The 18095-nt window shown below is 70.8% G+C and carries 12 protein-coding genes, 1 pseudogene and 2 riboswitches; of the genes and pseudogenes, 7 read left to right on the top strand and 6 right to left on the bottom strand.

From position 1 onward, the window contains the following. Positions 1–238 precede the first annotated feature (238 nt). Entirely contained in the window at positions 239–697 is a 459-nt protein-coding gene (locus CP970_RS45450) for an NUDIX hydrolase (RefSeq protein ID WP_398656873.1), read from the top strand. Positions 698–734: 37 nt separating this feature from the next. Here the strand turns inward: CP970_RS45450 and CP970_RS01565 are convergent, their stop codons facing one another. The 3 genes and pseudogenes from CP970_RS01565 to CP970_RS01555 all read right to left on the bottom strand — a co-directional run bounded on the left by CP970_RS01565 (position 735) and on the right by CP970_RS01555 (position 5715). Next, positions 735–1145 carry a hypothetical protein gene (locus CP970_RS01565; protein ID WP_055545241.1) on the bottom strand — a complete coding sequence of 137 codons (411 nt, stop codon included), beginning with the start codon at positions 1143–1145 and terminating at the stop codon, positions 735–737. A 1260-nt stretch (positions 1146–2405) separates the two neighbouring features. Next, entirely contained in the window at positions 2406–3371 is a 966-nt protein-coding gene (locus CP970_RS01560; RefSeq protein ID WP_055545240.1) for a pirin family protein, read from the bottom strand. A 101-nt stretch (positions 3372–3472) separates the two neighbouring features. After that, a pseudogene (locus CP970_RS01555) lies at positions 3473–5715 on the bottom strand (hypothetical protein). A gap of 164 nt (positions 5716–5879) precedes the next feature. Between CP970_RS01555 and CP970_RS01550 the strand changes: the two are divergent. After that, positions 5880–7079, top strand: coding sequence for an acyltransferase family protein (locus CP970_RS01550; protein WP_055545239.1), 1200 nt, complete (start codon positions 5880–5882; stop codon positions 7077–7079). Here CP970_RS01550 and CP970_RS01545 read toward each other — a convergent pair. The 3 genes from CP970_RS01545 to metE form a co-directional block, all read right to left on the bottom strand. Continuing rightward, entirely contained in the window at positions 7076–8080 is a 1005-nt protein-coding gene (locus CP970_RS01545; protein WP_063806034.1) for a DMT family transporter, read from the bottom strand. The genes CP970_RS01550 and CP970_RS01545 overlap by 4 nt on opposite strands. Positions 8081–8256: 176 nt before the next feature. Then, entirely contained in the window at positions 8257–8712 is a 456-nt protein-coding gene (locus CP970_RS01540; RefSeq protein ID WP_055545238.1) for a GNAT family N-acetyltransferase, read from the bottom strand. A 257-nt stretch (positions 8713–8969) separates the two neighbouring features. Then, positions 8970–11288 (bottom strand): 5-methyltetrahydropteroyltriglutamate--homocysteine S-methyltransferase, encoded by a 2319-nt coding sequence (gene metE / locus CP970_RS01535; protein ID WP_055545237.1) that lies wholly within the window; start codon positions 11286–11288, stop codon positions 8970–8972. Between the two features lie 161 nt (positions 11289–11449). After that, positions 11450–11664: riboswitch (cobalamin riboswitch) on the bottom strand. A 297-nt stretch (positions 11665–11961) separates the two neighbouring features. Then, positions 11962–12156, top strand: a riboswitch (cobalamin riboswitch). 298 nt (positions 12157–12454) lie between these two features. Between metE and CP970_RS01530 the strand changes: the two genes are divergently transcribed. The 5 genes from CP970_RS01530 to CP970_RS01510 are packed head-to-tail and all read left to right on the top strand — an operon-like array spanning position 12455 to position 17967. Beyond that, complete coding sequence (locus CP970_RS01530) at positions 12455–13954, top strand: CoA-acylating methylmalonate-semialdehyde dehydrogenase (RefSeq protein WP_055545236.1); 1500 nt, start codon at positions 12455–12457, stop codon at positions 13952–13954. After that, positions 13951–15111 (top strand): acyl-CoA dehydrogenase family protein, encoded by a 1161-nt coding sequence (locus CP970_RS01525; protein ID WP_055545235.1) that lies wholly within the window; start codon positions 13951–13953, stop codon positions 15109–15111. The genes CP970_RS01530 and CP970_RS01525 overlap by 4 nt, the downstream gene beginning before the upstream one ends. After that, entirely contained in the window at positions 15108–16238 is a 1131-nt protein-coding gene (locus CP970_RS01520; protein ID WP_055545234.1) for an enoyl-CoA hydratase/isomerase family protein, read from the top strand. Before CP970_RS01525 ends, CP970_RS01520 begins: the two co-directional genes overlap by 4 nt. 38 nt (positions 16239–16276) lie before the next feature. Next, entirely contained in the window at positions 16277–17152 is an 876-nt protein-coding gene (gene mmsB, locus CP970_RS01515) for a 3-hydroxyisobutyrate dehydrogenase (protein WP_055545265.1), read from the top strand. Beyond that, the gene (locus tag CP970_RS01510; RefSeq protein WP_055545233.1) at positions 17149–17967 is read left to right on the top strand and encodes an enoyl-CoA hydratase; all 819 of its coding nucleotides are present in this window, start codon (positions 17149–17151) and stop codon (positions 17965–17967) included. Before mmsB ends, CP970_RS01510 begins: the two co-directional genes overlap by 4 nt. The last annotated feature ends 128 nt before the right edge of the window (positions 17968–18095 follow it).

Below are 18095 nucleotides of genomic sequence, written 5' to 3'. Positions count from 1 at the left end.
ACAGGCCAACCACAGGACAAGCGCTTTCCGGTCAGGGCTCCCTCACCGGAAGCCTGCTGTGGCGTGCCGCCCACGGGGCCGTTGAGTAGAGGATGTGCCAGCGGCCGCGCCAGTAAGCAAGCACCCAAACGGCCAACTCTGCGCTCCGAGAAAGCCGAAGCGGTAAATGTTCAACCGGGCCGGACTCCCGCTCCTGAGGAAACGCGTCCTCGTCGCCGCGGCCCGACTCTCACTCACCGTGACACACACCAGAGCTTCGCGATCGCCGTTCACGGAATTCGCGCCAGAACTTGTTCGAAGTGAACGGAGCCACCCTGACTCACAGAGCGTCACCAATCAGGGGTTTTGGCGCAGCTTCTGGCGACCAGGAGGCGGCATGGATCTCACCGATACACTGCCCGGAACGGCGGTCCGCGAGGTCAAGGAAGAGACCGGTCTGGACGTGGAGATCACAGGCTTGGTCGGGACGCACCCCGACGATAAGCACATCATCGCGTACATGGACGGCGAGGTCTGGCGACAGTTCAACGTCTGCTTCATGGCCGGGATCATCGGGGGCCAGCTGGAATTCTCTGATGAGTCCACGGAACTCCGATTCGTGCGCCCGGCAGAGCTTGACGACCTGCCCACGCACCACACTCACCGGCTCCGACTTCGTCACTTCCTGGAGCGCCGCAAGCAGCCCTGTCTCCGCTGACGATGATGGTGAGACCGGCCCATCAAGCGACAGCGTGCTACGGCCGTAGCGCCTGAAGAACCTTGTGGCACGCGGTGATGGCGCGCTCTGTGGCCTGGGAGCAGAGGCGGCAGTGTTCGTGATGCCTCGCGTGCTGACTGCACAGCTCATGGCTCCGCTCGCAGGCGAGCGTGCACGCTTCCAGCTGTGTGGTCAGCAGCCTGTGATCCGCGTCTGTCCCCCGCGTCAGGACCCGTCGGGTGGCAGACGCCACGTCGGCGCAGTCCAGGTCGCGGTTGATGGCGACGCGGAGTTCATCGGCTTCCTTCTCTGCGAGCATCCCCGTCGCGCAGGCGGTGACGGCTTGTTCGCACTGCGAGAGGGCGTCGGCAGTAGCGGCCAGGATCTGGTTGTCGAGGTGGTCTGCCCGGGAGGCAAGGCTGTCGAACAACTCACGTGTCTGGAGCATCGTGTCTCCAACGGAGCGTATGGGGATTCCTGGCCTTTGACGCTAGTCCCGACACCGGGGACAGTGAAGCGCGCATGCAGGCCCATACATGTGCGCCGTCGGCCGCCAACCTTCGATGTCGCACACTCAACATCCTATGGCGCAGGGCGGTGATGCCGGTGCTGGAGTCGGTGCAGTGCGTGCCGGTGGACCCTGTGTGGACCGTGTCCCCCGGGGAACGCTCAGATCCGTGGCTTGGACCAGCTTCGCCCCAGGTAAGCGGCACTGAAGAGAGTTGCCCGAGCGGCCTAAGGGAACGTTCTTGAATACTGCCCCCGCACGATCGAAGTCCCGCTGCCCCCGCCACCCAGCGAAAAGACCAGGCCAGACAGCAACATCATGCTGGAGTACTAGCACGGCTAGGCTGTGCACGTGACTCCAACGGCCTCTCGGAGGCTGAGCGTGCTCCTGGCTGGGGCGATGGGCATCTCGCAACAGGACGGATGGCGCAGAGGACACTGCTGTCGCTTGGCCCGCAAGCCCCAAAGGCAGGGGAGAGTTCGCGGATCTGACCCATCGCCCCGCTGTCGTTTTCTGGAAGGTGCCTGGGTCGCCATGTGCACTTGCCACATGTATCGCGCGTGGTCGGCAGAGGCGTTCGCCGGTCGTTGGGGGTGCCGAGCTGGAACAGAGTGCGTCTGCCGGACGCGTGACAGGTCGTCACGCGTAGAGGAGTCATCTCATGCCTCAACCCGTCGAGCATTCCCGTATAGCCCTGGGCTGAAGCTCCTGTGGCCTCTGATCGTGGGCAGAGTGTCCGGTCCTGGCGTGCGCTGGTGGCGGTGCTCGCCCCGATCCTCCAATGGGTCGATTTCGGTGGGGGAGCGCGAGCGTATTCGGCGGTCCACTCCGTCGCGTCGGCGGGTTGGACGACCTGGTGCTCCTGCGGGAACCTCCCGGGCCTCACGCTGTCGGGCCCACGCCACGTGCCGCAGAGTCAGCATCGGTCGTGACGCCCCCGGCCTCGTCTGCTCGCCCGGCTTCTGTGACCAGCGGCAACGGCCTCGAAATGGCACCTGGCGAGCTGTCAGGAAAGTCAGCATCAGGTCAGCATGAGTCCTACCAAAGGCGGTTACACCCGCCCGCGGAATGGAATCGCGACCGGGGGAGCAGGGGGTGTCCGGCGGGCTAGCGGGGGCGGTCTGCGTGGAGGGAGAGACCGGTGCTTCCGTGCTTGCTCTCGCCCGTCGTTCCGCGTCGCCGCCCTGCCATAGCCGCAGGTCAGCGCACCCGTCCTCGCGGCTTCAACGGCACGGAGGGCAGGGAAGGTGCCGCCAGCGGCCCCCCGTCGTACCCCCTCACCTCGCCGAACCGCGTGCCCGACATCCAGTCCTCCCGCGCCTCCTCGATCTCCGCCTGCGTACGGCCGACGAAGTTCCACCACATGATCAGTTCCTCGTCGAACGGCTCTCCGCCGAGCAGCATGATTCCGGCGTCGGACGCGGCGCGCAGCGGGAGTTCGGTGCGGCCGCAGCCGAGGTAGAGCATGGAGCCGGGGAGTACCGGGACGCCGTCGACGTGTACCTCGCCGGACATGGCGAGTACGCCGTACTCGAAGTCGGGGTTCAGCGGCAGCCGTGCCTCGGTGTCGGCGGTGAGCGTGATGTCGGCGCCGACGATCGGTGTGTACGTGGTGCCGGGTGACTCCGTGCCGTCCAGTGCGCCGAGGAGCACGGTCGCGTCGAGGCCCGCGGCCGTGACCTTCGGCAGTTCGGCGTGGTGCTCGAACTTCGGGTCGGTGTGCCGGTGGGCGTTCGGCAGGGCCACCCACAGTTGCGCGCCGTGCAGGAAACGCGCGTGTGACTTGGGGCTCTCCTCCGAGTGCGAGATCGCCCGGCCCGACGTCATCAGGCCCAGCTCGCGCGGGCGGATGGTCTGCAGGCTGCCGGTGGAGTCGCGGTGCAGCACCTCTCCCTCGTGCAGCCAGCTGACGGTCTGCAGGCCCATGTGCGGATGCGGCGGCACCTGCATGCCGGGCTCGTCGGCGATGTCGTCGGGACCGTACTGGTCGACGAAGGCCCACGCGCCGATCATGCGGCGGCCCAGGTTGGGGAGGAGTCGGCGTACTTCGGTGGATTCGCCCAGCCGGACCCGGCGGGGGCTGAGGAGTTCGCGCACGGGCTCGGCGACGACGAACCCGCGTCCGCCGCACAGCGAGGGGACTGCCTGACGGTCAAGGTTGCTCATGCCGCTCAACCTAGCCTGCGATCAGCCCGGCGCGGCAGACGCGTACCGGCGTCCGGGTGGCCGACTCGCCAAGTCGGCACGGAGCGAGGTGGGGAGGGGGATCAGCGGCGCGCCGTCCGCTCGTCGTTGAGCGCGTCGACCGCGCCGAGCGCATCGCCGATCGTCGCGAAGTCGACGGCGGCGAAGTTCACCGGGCGCCCGCGTTCCGCCTCGCAGCGGTGGACCCGGTCGAGGATGAACCGGCGGGAGTTGACCACGGCGGCGTCAAGACGGCTGCCGCCCGCGTCGGTGATGAAGTGGTTCAGGAGGAAGAGCCGCTTGTCCGCGCCGCCGCGGTGCGGCACGCACGACATCTCCGCGGGCTTCTTGAAGGCGAACGGCGTCTCCATGCCGTACCGGTAGAAGTTGCGGTACCAGGGCGCCGGTCCGTCCGCCTCCTCCGCGAAGACCACCAGACGCCGGTCGGAACGCACCAGCTCGCCGAGGGTCGGCCACGGCTTCGCGGGGTCGGGGTCCGGGTGAGGAGCAGGCGGTCGAGGCCCGCCTCGTGGAAGGCGTCGCGGGTCCGCTCCCCGGTGATGGCGTCCTGGACGACCAGGGTGACGACGTCGCCGGGATGCTCGTCGAGCCAGTCGCCGATCTGCCGCAACGTCTCCACCAGGCCGATCGCGCCCGCCCTGCACACGGCGTGGCACAGCCACAGGCCGGGGCGCGGCGGGTTGGCCCTGGCGACCAGCTCGGTGATCTGCTCCTTCATCCCCGGGGAGATGTCGGACTCCTGGAGGCGTTCGGTGATCTCGTCGGGCGTCTCCCAGGTGTAGGTGTCGATCAGCAGTGCTCGGGCCCCGGCGTTGAGCTGGGCGACGATGTCGGGGTCGTGGAGCGGACCGATGAACCGGTCCTGGGTGGTCGACATCGAGTTGTGGGTGGCCAGATAGGCGACCTCGTCGTACCGCTTGTCGCACAGGGCCGCCGAGCCCAGGCACAGGTCCTTGGCCTCCTTGCCCGCCACGGCGGGGGCGAGCACGGACCCGGCGAGCGCCACGACCACCGCGAGCCCGCCCGCGGCGGCCGCCACTCCGGTACGCCGCCGGGCCGACCAGCCCGCCGTGCGCCGTGCCGCGAAACGGTCGTACAGCAGCGTGCCGCCCACCAGGAGCAGCCCGGCGAGGAACGGCACGGCGGCGGTGACGAGCCCGACCGCGCCGAGGCTGTCGGCCGCGGCGTGCTGGAGATCGTCGACGAGACGGTTCAGGGAGGGCGGCCAGCCCGGTGCGGGCTCCGCCATGAGGTCGTCCGCCGCGCCGCGGACGAGGAGGCAGACGGCGGCGGTCAGCGCCCCGCCCACCGCGAGCGCGAAGCCGACCGTACGCAGCCGCGCCGTCCTCGTGCCGGGTCCGGTGAACGCCAGCAGAGCGGTCGCGGCGAGGCCGAGCAGCAGTGCGACGGGCTGCACCACGCCGAGTACGAGGCGGGTGAAGGACCTGGCGTTCTTGACCGTGCCCAGGTCGACGCCCGCCGCCTCCAGGTCGGGCACGATCTTCCAGTGTCCGCCGTCGGTGATCGCCGCCAGATCGGCGCTGCTCCGCCCGGACTCCGCGCCGAGCAGGTGCGGACCGACCGCGGCCAGCGCGCTCGCGACGTCGCCGGTGGCGAGCGCCGCCTCCACCTGCGGGCGCAGCGAGGGGCGCACCGACTCGTGCAGGGCGTCGACCAGGGTGTCGGCCGCGGATTTCGCCGCGCTCTCGTCGAGGTGCAGCTCGGGCAGCGAGTCGGGGCGGCGGCCCGCCGCGATGTCCTCCAGGGCCCCGGAGAGGCCCTGCACGAACGCGGGGAAGTCGGGCGCGGGCTTGCCCTGCACTGAGGCGACCAGATCGCCGAGGTAGATCTCGGCGAAGCTGCCGATGTTGGTCAGGACCGGCTTGATGTCGACGGTGAGACCGAGCACCGGCTCCTCGCCGCGCATGTACGCCACGACGTGGCCGATCTGCTCGTCGACCAGCGTGCGCAGGGTGGCGGGCGGCAGCACGTTCTTCAGGTTCGAGGTCACCTGCGCGGCCGGCACCGGGATCCTGCCGAGCAGGTCGCGCATGGCCCGCGCGGACGCGGGGTCGACGAGGACCTCGTCGTACAGCCGCTCGTAGGAGTCCTGCTCGTCGAGGACGTTCTGGTAGAACGCCCTGCTCAGCAGCGTGCTGCGGGCGGCGCCCGCGAGGGCGAGGACCAGCACGCTCAGCACCGCGACGACACAGGCGACGGCGCGCGCCCAGCGCGGCAGAGCACCGCCGCCGGTCCGCCTCACGGAACCCTCGCGCGCATCGGCCACACCGCGATCATCTTCCATCCGGTGCCGCCGGGTGGGACCCGGGGGGCCATTGGGGTCACCAGCCCGGTTGTACGGGTGTCGGGTCCTGTGACTAGGGTGCCGGGGATGTCTCACGCCAATCGAGTTCCCGCAAACAAGGTAAGACGCGCGATCGAAGCTGTGGGTTGCCTGTGGGGGGTGCCGTGACCGATACGGCACCCGCGCGGGGCCGCCATCGGGCCCCGCTGCCCCCGGCCCGTCCCGCCCCGCTGCCCCAGCCCCGCACCGCGCCGCCGCCTGCGGGCCATGCGACCCGCACCCCGGGGGCCGCCTCGCACGGGGCCCGCGCCCCCAACGCCGCGAAGCCGCGGGACTCGTTCTTCGACAACGCGAAGTACCTGGCGATCGTCCTGGTGGCGATGGGCCACGCATGGGAGCCGTTGCGCGGGGACAGCCGCACGGCGGCCGCGCTCTACATGACCGTGTACGCGTTCCACATGCCCGCGTTCATCGTCATCTCCGGCTACTTCTCCCGGAGCTTCGACGCGAGCCCCGGGCGCCTGAGGCGCCTGGTGACGGGCATCGCCGTCCCGTACGTCCTCTTCGAAGTCGCGTACACCCTCTTCAAGCGGACCGCGGGCGACGACCCCACCTATCCGATCAGCCTCCTCGATCCCTGGTACCTGACCTGGTTCCTGATCGCGCTGTTCGTCTGGCGCCTGACGACGCCCCTGTGGAAGATCGTCCGCTGGCCCCTGCCGCTCGCCCTCGCCATCGCCGCACTCGCCTCGGCGTCCCCGGACATCGGCGACGACCTCGATCTGCAACGCGTGCTGCAGTTCCTGCCGTTCTTCGTGCTCGGCCTGGTCCTGAAGCCGGAGCACTTCCGGATGGTGCGCCGCAAGGAGGCCAGGATCCTGGCCCTGCCGGTCTTCGCCGCCGCGCTCGCCTTCGCGTACGTGGCCGCTCCGCACATGAGCGCCGCCTGGTTCTACCGCAGGGACAGCGCCCAGGAACTGGGTGCTCCGGGGTGGAGCGGCGCGGTCATGACGCTCGCGATGTTCGGCTGCTCCGTCGTCCTCGTGGCCTGCTTCTTCGCCTGGGTGCCGGGCCGGAGGCTGTGGTTCACCGCGCTCGGCGCGGGCACGCTCTACGGCTACCTGCTGCACGGTTTCCTCGCCAAGGGCTCGCGCTTCGGGGACTGGTACGAGGCGGACTGGCCGCACACGCCGTTCGGGCAGATCACGGTGACCCTGATTGCCGGAGCGGTGGTCACGGCCTTGTGCACCCCACCGGTACAGCGGGTGTTCCGCTTCGCGATGGAGCCGAAGATGGAGTGGGCCTTCAAGCCCTCGGCAGGCAAGCCCCCGACTGGCAAGTCCCCGGCCAGGTCGGGGCCCTAGCGCCTCACACGGCCCGCGTCCGCGTCCGCGTCCGCAGACCGGGCCGTGTCGCTCGACGCCACGACCCGGCCCGCGCGCGGACCCGCCAGCGCCGCGACGGCGACCGCGGCGAGCGCGAGCGCCACGCCCGCGACCGTGGCCGCCGTGACTCGGGTGTCGCCGTGCGGCAGCAGCAGATCCAGGGCGAGCGAACCCACCAGCTGGCCGGTGATCGTGCACAGTCCGAGCAGCAGGACGCCGAGCTTCTGAACCGCGGCGACCGCGATGGTGATGAAGGAGATGCCGACCAGACCGCCGAGATAGACGTACGGCTCGGTCGGCAGGCGGTCGGGCAGACCCTGCGCCGCCGCGTGCACCAGGAAGATCACGCTCAGCGCGCCGGTACCGGCGACGAAGTTGAAGAACGTGCCCGCGTACGCGGATCCCGCGGCGTTCTTCACATGTCCGTTGACCGCCTGCTGCCAGCTCACGCAGACGCCCGCCACCAGCGGGAGCAGCAGCATCGCGTACGGGAATCCGCCGCCCAGCTTGTCCGCCATCGACAGGCCGACGGCGACGAGTACGAGCATCGCGCCGACGACCCGGCGCCGCGAAGGCCGCTGCGGTCCCGCGGGCCCGAGCCCCATCCGGTCGAAGAGCAGCCCGCCGCTGACCTGGCCCGCGACGATCGCGACGGTGAACAGCGCGACGCCGAGCGCCCCGACGGTCAGCCCCTGCGCGAGCAGGAAGGCCGCGCCCCCGAAGCCGCCGAGCACCTGCCACCACTTGAGCCGTCCGCCGCGTACGTCAGCGAGCACCAGACCCACGCCGCGGCGCGGCCCGCGCAGCACGAGGAGCCCGAGGGCGAGCAGCACGAACCCCGAGCCGAACGAGATCACGGCGGCCGCGAACCCGTCCCCGCCGAGTCCCGCGGCCAGCTCGCCGGTGATACGGGCCTGGAGGGATATCAAGGTGCCGGAGAAGACGGCGAGGAGCAGCCAGGGGGCTGCGGCGGCAGGCATGTGCGGAGGACCTCTGTGCGTGTCGGTGGCGGGTGTGCGGCGGGGTGTGACGGTTGTGCGGCCGTGTGCGGTCGGTGGGTGGCGCCGGGCCTCCACCTCCACCTTTTTAACTGATCAGGTCCGAGCCGTCCTCCACCGGTCCGCGATGCGGATGCCGCGCTCTCACTCGTGCTTTTCTACGCCGGTTGGGCGCCTGGACAGAGGTAGAAGAGTTCGGGGTCGCCCTCGTCCAGGCCGTGGAGCAGGCCGACCGGGCTCCAGCCGACGCGCCGCAGTAGCAGTTGCATGGGGTGGTTGGAGACGTTGGTCGAGGTGAAGAGCTTCGTGCTGGTGCAGGCGGCCTCGGTGGCCTTGAGGAGACGTGCGCCCACGCCCCGTCGGCGGGCGCTGGGCGCGACCATCATCATGGTGATGAAGCCCTGCTCGAAGAAGGTGTACTCCAGCACGATGTAGCCCAAGGGGCCGGATGCGTCCTCGGCCAGGAGGACCGAGCCTTGTTCGCACCAGCGTCGGATGCTCGCGCGCCGTGCGTCGTCGCCCGATGCCGCGATGGAGTCGGCGCCGACCAGTACGTGCCAGTCAGAGGCATCCGCATGGCGGATCGCGAGGTCGTCGGGGTTCTCAAGGTCCATGGGGTGCATCCTGGCAGCACGGTGCGTTGGGCTGCTCACCTATTGCGTTCGGCTATTGCGTTCGGCGGGGCTTGGTACCGAGACCTCGTTACTCTTCACCGGGAAAGGGCGCGATGATGGCATTGGTGAAGAAGGGATCCCGACACATAACAGTGGACGGCATCAGGAACTGAGCGTCGCGCCCCGTCCCCGGTACTGACCGGTGGAGGGGGCCGGGGCGCCCGCAGCTGCCCCGGCCCCCGCTTGTGGGGATCCGGTCAGGAAGCGGGCAGTTCCCCGCGCACCGTGCGGGCCGCGGTGACCAGGTTCTCCAGGGAGGCGCGGGTCTCGGGCCAGCCGCGGGTCTTCAGGCCGCAGTCGGGGTTGACCCACAGGCGCTGGGGCGGGATGGCCTCAAGGCCCTTGCGGAGCAGGGCGGCGGCCTCCGCGGCGTCGGGGACACGGGGCGAGTGGATGTCGTAGACGCCGGGACCGGCCTCGCGCGGGTAGCCGTGTTCGGCGAGTTCGCGGGCGACCTGCATGTGGGAGCGGGCGGCCTCCAGGCTGATGACGTCCGCGTCGAGGTCGTCGATGGCCCGCACGATGTCACCGAACTCGGCGTAGCACATGTGTGTGTGGATCTGGGTGTCGGGGCGGACGCCGCTGGTGGTGAGGCGGAACGACTCCGTGGCCCAGTCCAGGTAGGCGGGGCGGTCGGCGGCGCGCAGCGGCAGGGTCTCGCGCAGCGCGGGCTCGTCGACCTGGATGACCGAAGTGCCCGCGGCCTCCAGGTCGTTGACCTCGTCGCGCAGGGCGAGGGCGACCTGGCGCGCGGTGTCGCCGAGCGGCTGGTCGTCGCGGACGAAGGACCAGGCGAGCATGGTGACGGGCCCGGTGAGCATGCCCTTGACGGGGCGGTCGGTGAGGGAGTTGGCGAAGGACGTCCAGCGCACCGTCATCGGTTCAGGTCGGGAGATGTCGCCCGCGAGGACCGGCGGGCGCACATAACGGGTGCCGTACGACTGGACCCAGCCGTGCTGCGTGGCGAGGTAGCCGGTGAGCTGTTCGGCGAAGTACTGCACCATGTCGTTGCGTTCGGGCTCGCCGTGCACCAGGACGTCGAGCCCGGTCTTCTCCTGGAAGGAGACGACCTCACGGATCTCGTTCCTGATGCGCTCCTCGTAGCCCGCCGTGTCGAGGCGTCCCGCGCGCAGGTCGGCGCGGGCCGTGCGCAATTCGGTGGTCTGCGGGAACGAGCCGATCGTGGTAGTGGGAAGCAGCGGCAGCTTGAGGTGCGAACGCTGGGCCGCGGACCGCTCGGCGTACGGCTGGGAGCGGCGTCCTTCGGCGTCGGTGACGGCGGCGGCCCGGGCCCGTACGGCCGGGTCGTGGGTGATCGCCGATCCGGCGCGCGACGCCAAGTCGGCGCGGTTGGCGGCGAGTTCCGCGGCGATGGTGTCGGTGCCCTGGGACAGGCCCTTGGCCAGGGCGACGATCTCGGTGGTCTTCTGCCGGGCGAAGGCGAGCCACCGCAGGATCTGCGGGTCGATGTCCCGCTCGGCCGCGGCGTCGATCGGGACGTGCAGGAGCGAGCAGGAGGCGGCCACGTCGACCCGGTCGGCGAGCCCGAGGAGGGTGCCCAGGGTGGACAGGGACTTCTCCAGGTCGTTGATCCAGATGTTGCGGCCGTTGACCACACCGGCGACGAGCCGCTTGCCGGGGAGGCCACCCGCGGCGGCGAGGTCGTCGAGGTTGGCGGCCGCGGCGTCGGTGAAGTCGAGGGCCAGGCCGTCGATCGGGGCCTTCGCCAGGACGGGCAGGGCGTCGCCGAGCCGGTCGAAGTAGGAGGCGACCAGGAGCTTGGGCCGGTCGGTGAGGGCGCCGAGTTCGCGGTAGGCGCGGGTGGCGGCGTTGAGCTCGGCCGGGGTGCGGTCCTGCACCAGGGCGGGCTCGTCGAGCTGCACCCACTGGGCGCCGGCCGCGCGCAGATCGGCGAGCACCTCCGCGTACACCGGAAGCAGCCGGTCGAGGAGGGTGAGTGGCTCGAAGTCGGCGGGGACTCCCGGTGCGGGCTTGGCGAGCAGCAGGTAGGTGACGGGGCCGACGAGGACCGGGCGGGCCGAGAGGTCGAGCGCGAGGGCCTCCTTGAGCTCGGCGACCTGCTTGGCGGAGTCGGTGGCGAAGACGGTGTCCGGGCCCAACTCCGGCACCAAGTAGTGGTAGTTGGTGTCGAACCACTTGGTCATCTCCAGCGGCGCCACGTCCTGGGTGCCGCGAGCCATCGCGAAGTACCCGTCCAGGGCGTCGGATTCGAAGGACGCGCGGTGCCTGGCGGGGACGGCGCCGACCATGACGCTGGTGTCCAGCACGTGGTCGTAGTACGAGAAGTCGCCGGTCGGCACCTCGTGGACACCGGCCTCCGCCAACTGCCGCCAGGTGGTGCGACGCAGCTCCGCCGCGGTCTCCCGGAGGGCGTCCGCGGTGACGCGGCCCTTCCAGTAGCCCTCGACGGCCTTCTTCAGTTCACGGTTCGCGCCCTGACGGGGGTAGCCGTACACGGTGGCCCGTGCTGCCGCGGCTGCGGACTTCGTTGTCACGGAAATCTCCTTCGCGAGATGACTCCTGAACATCCCGGGGACGGGACGCGGACGCGAAGGGATGACGGACCGTCCGGCCTCACACGCGTCGATGACACGGTTCTCCGAACGGTATGCGCGCCGACCCGCCCACGAGGTCACCGGGATTCCGCACGTGATCGGTCACGTGCGGGCAACGGGCAGGTCTTCGGACTCGTGGGCACATCCGCCGAGGCGGATTCCTACTGGCCGTCGCTTCCCGGATCCGCCGGATCCAGTGCGTATGACGGCGGTCGTTCCCACTCACCGCTGCGGGGCAGTCCCGGATTCCCACCGGGTTCCCTCTTGCGACGCGCCTGCCTGGCGGACAGGGCGAACCAGCTGCACGGGCCACCTTAGAGGGTGCGGGCCGTCTTGGGCAGCACTGATCACATGTCGGATCGCCCCAAGCTGCAGCTTGGGTCTTGGTGAGGAAACCCGAGGATTGACTTGGCTGTTGGGGAAGCGGGACGATCGTTTCGGGCCCAAGGCGGCAACCCGGCCGGGCCCCGACACCGATCCGGACGGTGTCGGGGCCCGGCCGGGTGTCGACCGCCTCGCCGACGTGTTCGGCCGGAAACGGCTGCCCGTCGGCCGGAAAGAGATCGCCCGTCCCCCGGCTGCGCGAGCCTGTCGGGGTGGACTTACTAGGACGTCCAACTATATGGTCCTCGGCAAGGCCCGCGGTGTCAGGGAAGCCGGTGTGAATCCGGCGCGGTCCCGCCACTGTGACCGGGGAGTGCGTTCTCGCAACACAACGCGCCACCGAGGGACGTCGTGTCCGTCGGGAAGGCGGGGGAGCGCGCGCTGATCCGGGAGTCAGGATACCGGCCGCGGGGTGTTCCGTGTTGTCCACGAGGATGGAGCAGACACGCATGGCACCGGTCCGTACCCACGACCCAGGTGATCCGGCGGAGCGACCGACGGTATGCGCCGACTTCTAGCGCACCGGCGACGTAGGCCCACGAGGTAGGCCCACGAGGTGGGCCCGACTCCCGGCTCCCCGGCGGCGTACGTCAACTCGCGGCTCACCGACGGCTCTTCGGCCCTCGCGTCCCGCGGCCCCGATCCGAGCGCGCCCCACCGGGCGCCGCCCGTCGGTGTGCCGCGCCATCCCCGGATCCCCACCTGACGAGAGCAGGCTCATCGTGGTCCGTGAACTCACCCATTTCATCGGCGGCAAGCACACCGTCGGCACGTCCGGCCTCTTCGGCGACGTGTACGACCCCAACACCGGCTCCGTGCAGGCCCGCGTGCCGCTCGCGGGGCGGGCCGACACCGAAGCGGCGATCGCCGACGCCACCGCCGCCCAGCGGGCGTGGGGCGAGTGGAACCCGCAGCGCAGGGCCCGCGTCCTGCTGCGCTTCCTCCAACTCGTCGACCAGGAACGCGAATCCCTGGCGCAGCTGCTCTCGGCCGAGCACGGCAAGACCGTCGCCGACGCGCACGGCGACATCCAACGCGGCCTGGAGGTCGTCGAGTTCGCCGCCGGGATCCCGCACCTGCTCAAGGGCGAGTTCACCGACAACGCGGGCACCGGCATCGACGTGCACTCGCTGCGCTCCCCGATCGGCGTGGTCGCCGGGATCACCCCGTTCAACTTCCCCGCCATGATCCCGCTGTGGAAGGCCGCGCCTGCCCTCGCCTGCGGCAACGCGTTCATCCTGAAGCCCTCGGAGCGCGACCCCTCCGTACCCCTGCGCCTGGCCGAACTCTTCCTGGAGGCGGGGCTGCCGCCCGGCGTCCTGAACGTCGTCAACGGCGGCAAGGAAGCGGTCGACACCCTTCTGGCGGACTCGCGCGTCGGCGCGCTCGGCTTCGTCGGCTCCACGCCGATCGCCGCGCACATCTACGCCACCGCCGCCGCCCACGGCAAGCGCGCCCAGTGCTTCGGCGGCGCCAAGAACCACCTGATCGTGATGCCGGACGCCGACCTCGACCAGGTCGTCGACGCCCTCATCGGCGCCGGATACGGCTCGGCGGGCGAGCGCTGCATGGCCATCTCGGTGGCCGTACCCGTCGGCGAGGAGACGGCCGACCGGCTCGTCGCCGCGCTCAAGGAGCGCATCGGCGCGCTGCGGATCGGCCGCTCCGACGACGCGGAGGCCGACTTCGGCCCGCTGGTCAGTCAGGACGCCCTCGACCGGGTCCGCAGGTACGTCGACATCGGCGTCAACGAGGGCGCCGAACTCGTCGTCGACGGGCGGAACTTCACCCTGCCGGGACACGAGAACGGCTTCTTCGCGGGAGCCACCCTCTTCGACCGGGTCAGCCCCCGGATGCGGATCTACCGCGAGGAGATCTTCGGCCCCGTCCTGTGCGTCGTCCGGGCCGCCGACTACGAGCAGGCCCTGCGCCTGCCCAGCGAGCACCCCTACGGCAACGGCGTCGCGATCTTCACCAGGGACGGCGACACCGCACGCGACTTCACCCGCCGCGTCAACACCGGCATGGTCGGCGTGAACGTCCCCATCCCGGTCCCCGTGGCGTACCACACCTTCGGCGGCTGGAAGCGATCGGGATTCGGCGACCTCAACCAGCACGGCCCGGACGCGATCCGCTTCTACACCCGTACGAAGACCGTCACCTCGCGCTGGCCCTCCGGAGCCAGGGAAGGCGCGAACTTCTCCATCCCCACCATGGGATGAGCGCCATGACCACCACCACCTCGCTCACCGAGGACCAGCAGGCGCTCGTCGAGACCACCCTCGACTTCGCCGAGGACCACCTGGCCCCGCACGCCGTGCGGTGGGACCAGGACAAACACTTCCCGCTCGACGTGCTGCGCAAGGCCGCGGGGCTCGGACTCGGCGGGGTCTACGTACGCGAGGACGCGGGCGGCAGCGGTCTCAGCCGTGCCGACGGGGTCCTCGTCTTCGAGGCCCTCGCCTCCGGCTGCCCCTCCATCGCGGGCTACCTCTCCATCCACAACATGGTCGCCTGGATGATCGACACCTACGGCGACCAGGACCAGCGGGCCCGCTGGCTGCCCCGGCTCTGCGCCATGGAGGACCTCGGCAGCTACTGCCTGACCGAACCCGGGGCCGGATCGGACGCCGGGGCGCTGCGCACCGGCGCGGTCCGCGACGGCGACCACTACGTCCTCACCGGCGTCAAGCAGTTCATCTCCGGTGCGGGCGCCGCGCAGGTGTACGTCGTCATGGCGCGCACCGACGGGGCGGGCGCCCAGGGGATCTCCGCGTTCCTCGTCGATCGGGACGACCCCGGCCTGTCGTTCGGGCCGAACGAGAAGAAGATGGGCTGGAACGCCCAGCCCACCCGCCAGGTGATCCTCGACGCCGTCCGGATCCCCGCCGACCGGCTGCTCGGCCGCCCGGGCGACGGCTTCCGGATCGCCATGAACGGCCTGAACGGCGGCCGACTCGGCATCGCCGCCTGCTCCCTCGGCGGCGCCCGCAGCGCCCTGGACCGCAGCCTGGCCCACCTCGCCGACCGGGAGGCGTTCGGCGCGCGGCTGCTCGACGCGCAGGCCCTGCAGTTCCGCCTCGCCGACATGGCGACCGAACTCGCCGCCGCCCGCGCCCTGGTCCACCAGGCCGCCCAGGCCCTGGACCGGGCCGACCCCGGCGCGCCGCAGCTGTGCGCGATGGCCAAGCGGTTCGCCACCGACACCGGCTACGCCGTCGCCGACCGGGCGCTTCAACTCCACGGAGGGTACGGCTACTTGAACGAGTACGGCATCGAGAAGATCGTCCGCGACCTCCGCGTCCACCAGATCCTGGAAGGAACCAACGAGATCATGCGCGTCATCGTGGCCCGCGGACTGACGGAGGCGCTCCGATGACCGGCTCTGAAGAGCTGACCGAATCCGAGAAGACGGCCGACTCCGCAGAGCAGGTGCTGCTCAGGACCGAGGGCCACGCCGCGTTCCTCACCCTCAACCGGCCGCGGGCGCTCAACGCCCTCACCCACGCCATGGTGCGGCGCATCGACGAGGCGCTGACCGCCTGGGAACACGATCCGGCGGTGCGGACCGTGGTCATCACGGGCGCGGGGGAGCGGGGGCTGTGCGCGGGCGGTGACATCCGTGCCATCTACGAGGACGCGCGGGCCGGGAGCGAGGAGCCCACGGCCGCCAGCGCTTCGGCCTCCGCCGACTTCTGGCGGGACGAGTACCGGCTCAACGCCCGGATCGCCCGCTATCCCAAGCCGTACGTCGCGGTGATGGACGGCATCGTGATGGGCGGCGGCGTCGGCGTCTCCGCGCACGGCGACGTACGCGTCGTCACCGAACGCTCCAGGATCGCCATGCCCGAGACCGGCATCGGCTTCGTACCCGACGTGGGCGGCACCTACCTGCTCGCGCTCGCCCCCGGTGAGCTGGGCACCCATCTGGCGTTGACCGGCGCCCAAGTCGGCTCCGCCGACGCCCTGTTGTGCGGGCTCGCCGACCATTTCGTACCGCACGACGACCTGCCCCGGTTCCTCGGCGAACTCGCCGCGCGACCGGTCTGGGACGCGCTCAAGGAATACGTGCGGCAGCCGCCGCCCGGCGAACTCGCGGGCCAGCGCCGCTGGATCGACGCCTGCTACGCCGCCGACACGGTGGAGGAGATCGTCGCCCGGCTCCGCGGCCACGGCGCGCGCGCCGCCGAAGCGGCGGCCGAAACGCTCGCCACCAAGTCGCCCACCGCCCTGAAGGTCACGCTCACCGCGCTGCGCGGGGCACCGGGGCTCGGCCCGCTGGAGCGCGTCCTCGAACAGGAGTACCGGGTCTCCTGCGCCGCGCTCTCCTCGTACGACCTGGTCGAGGGGATCCGGGCGCAGGTGATCGACAAGGACCGCAGCCCCCGCTGGAAACCGGCCACCCTGGCCGAGGTCACCGGCGCGGACGTGGCGCGCCACTTCGGCACGCCGCCCGCCGGTGGCGAGCTTCACCTGGCGACGACCCCACAGGAGGTGGCGTGGTGAACGGCACGCGCACGATCGGCTTCATCGGCCTCGGTCACATGGGAGGACCGATGGCCGCCAACCTCGTCAAGGAGGGCCACCGGGTCCTCGGCCACGACCTGATGCCCGAGTTGCTCGCCCAGGCGGTGGAGAACGGGGTGGAAGCCGCCGGATCGTCGGCGAACGCCGCCGCCACGGCCGACGTGGTGATCACCATGCTGCCCGCGGGACGGCACGTCCTCGGCCTCTACCGGGACGAGGGACTGCTGGCCGCGGCCCGCCCCGGCACCCTGTTCATCGACTGCTCGACCATCGACGTGGCCGACGCCCGAGCCGCCCACGAGGCCGCCACCGCCGCGGGGATGCGGGCCCTGGACGCCCCGGTCTCCGGGGGAGTGGTCGGCGCGGAGGCCGGGACGCTCACCTTCATGGCGGGTGGCGGCGGCGCCGAGTTCGCGGAGGCGGACCCGCTCCTCGCGGTCATGGGCAAGAAGGCCGTGCACTGCGGCGGACCCGGCGCGGGGCAGGCCGCGAAGATCTGCAACAACATGATCCTCGGCATCTCGATGATCGCGGTGAGCGAGGCGTTCGTCCTCGGCGAGAGCCTGGGCCTCTCCCACCAGGCCCTGTTCGACGTCGCCTCCACCGCGTCGGGCCAGTGCTGGGCGCTGACCGTCAACTGCCCGGTGCCGGGCCCCGTTCCCGCGAGCCCCGCGAACCGCGACTACCGCCCCGGCTTCGCGGCCCCCCTGATGGCCAAGGACCTCGGCCTCGCGGCGAGCGCCGCGAGGGCCGGGGGCGTCCCCACGGAACTCGGCCTGAAAGCCGCCGAGTTGTACGCGGCGTACGCGGAGAAGAGCGGCACGGACCAGGACTTCTCGGGGATCGTCACGACACTGCGACAGCGGATGACACAGGACGGAGACGGCGCATGAGCACGGACGCGAGTACGGAGACGGGCACGGGAACGGGCGTGGGGTCGTACGAGACGATCCATGTCGAGCGCAAGGGCCGCACCGCACTGCTCACCCTGAACCGTCCCGAGGCCCTCAACGCGCTGAATCTGCAGGTGATGAACGAGGTCGTCGCCGCGACGGCGGAGCTCGACCGGGACCCGGACGTCGGCTGTATCGTCATCACCGGCTCCCCGAGGGCGTTCGCGGCCGGGGCCGACATCAAGGAGATGCGGCCGCGGAGCTACATGGACATGTACCTCAGCGACTGGTTCGCGGCCTGGGACCGGCTCGGCGACCTGCGGACGCCGACGGTCGCGGCCGTCTCCGGGTACGCGCTGGGCGGCGGCTGCGAGTTGGCGATGCTGTGCGACATCCTGCTGGCCGCGGACACCGCCGTGTTCGGACAGCCCGAGATCAAACTGGGCGTCATCCCCGGCATCGGCGGCTCCCAGCGGCTGACCCGCGCGGTGGGCAAGGCCAAGGCCATGGAGATGTGCCTGACCGGCCGCACCATCGACGCGGTGGAGGCGGAGTGGGCCGGTCTCGTCTCCCGCGTGGTGCCCGCCGACGAACTCCTCGCCGAGGCGCTCGCCGTCGCCGAGACCGTCGCGGGCATGTCGCTGCCCGTCGCCATGATGGCGAAGGAGGCGGTGTCCCGGGCCTTTGAGACGACCCTCGCGGAGGGCGTCCGCTTCGAACGCCGCCTCTTCCACGCGGTGTTCGCGACCGAGGACCAGAAGGAGGGCATGGCCGCGTTCGTCGATAAGCGGCCGCCGGGGTTCACACACTCCTGAGGTCGTACGACGGTGAGCGCCCCGGCCCATGCCGGGGCGCTCGCGCGTGGGATGCGGAATGCGTCCGGGGAATCGTCGTACGCACCGGATTCCCCGCTCCCCTTCAACAGCTTCAACAGTCCCAGGGG

This window comes from Streptomyces kanamyceticus (assembly GCF_008704495.1).
GTDB lineage: Bacteria > Actinomycetota > Actinomycetes > Streptomycetales > Streptomycetaceae > Streptomyces > Streptomyces kanamyceticus.
The sequence above is the reverse complement of the archived record's forward strand: the minus strand, read 5'-3'. Positions and strand labels throughout refer to the sequence as shown.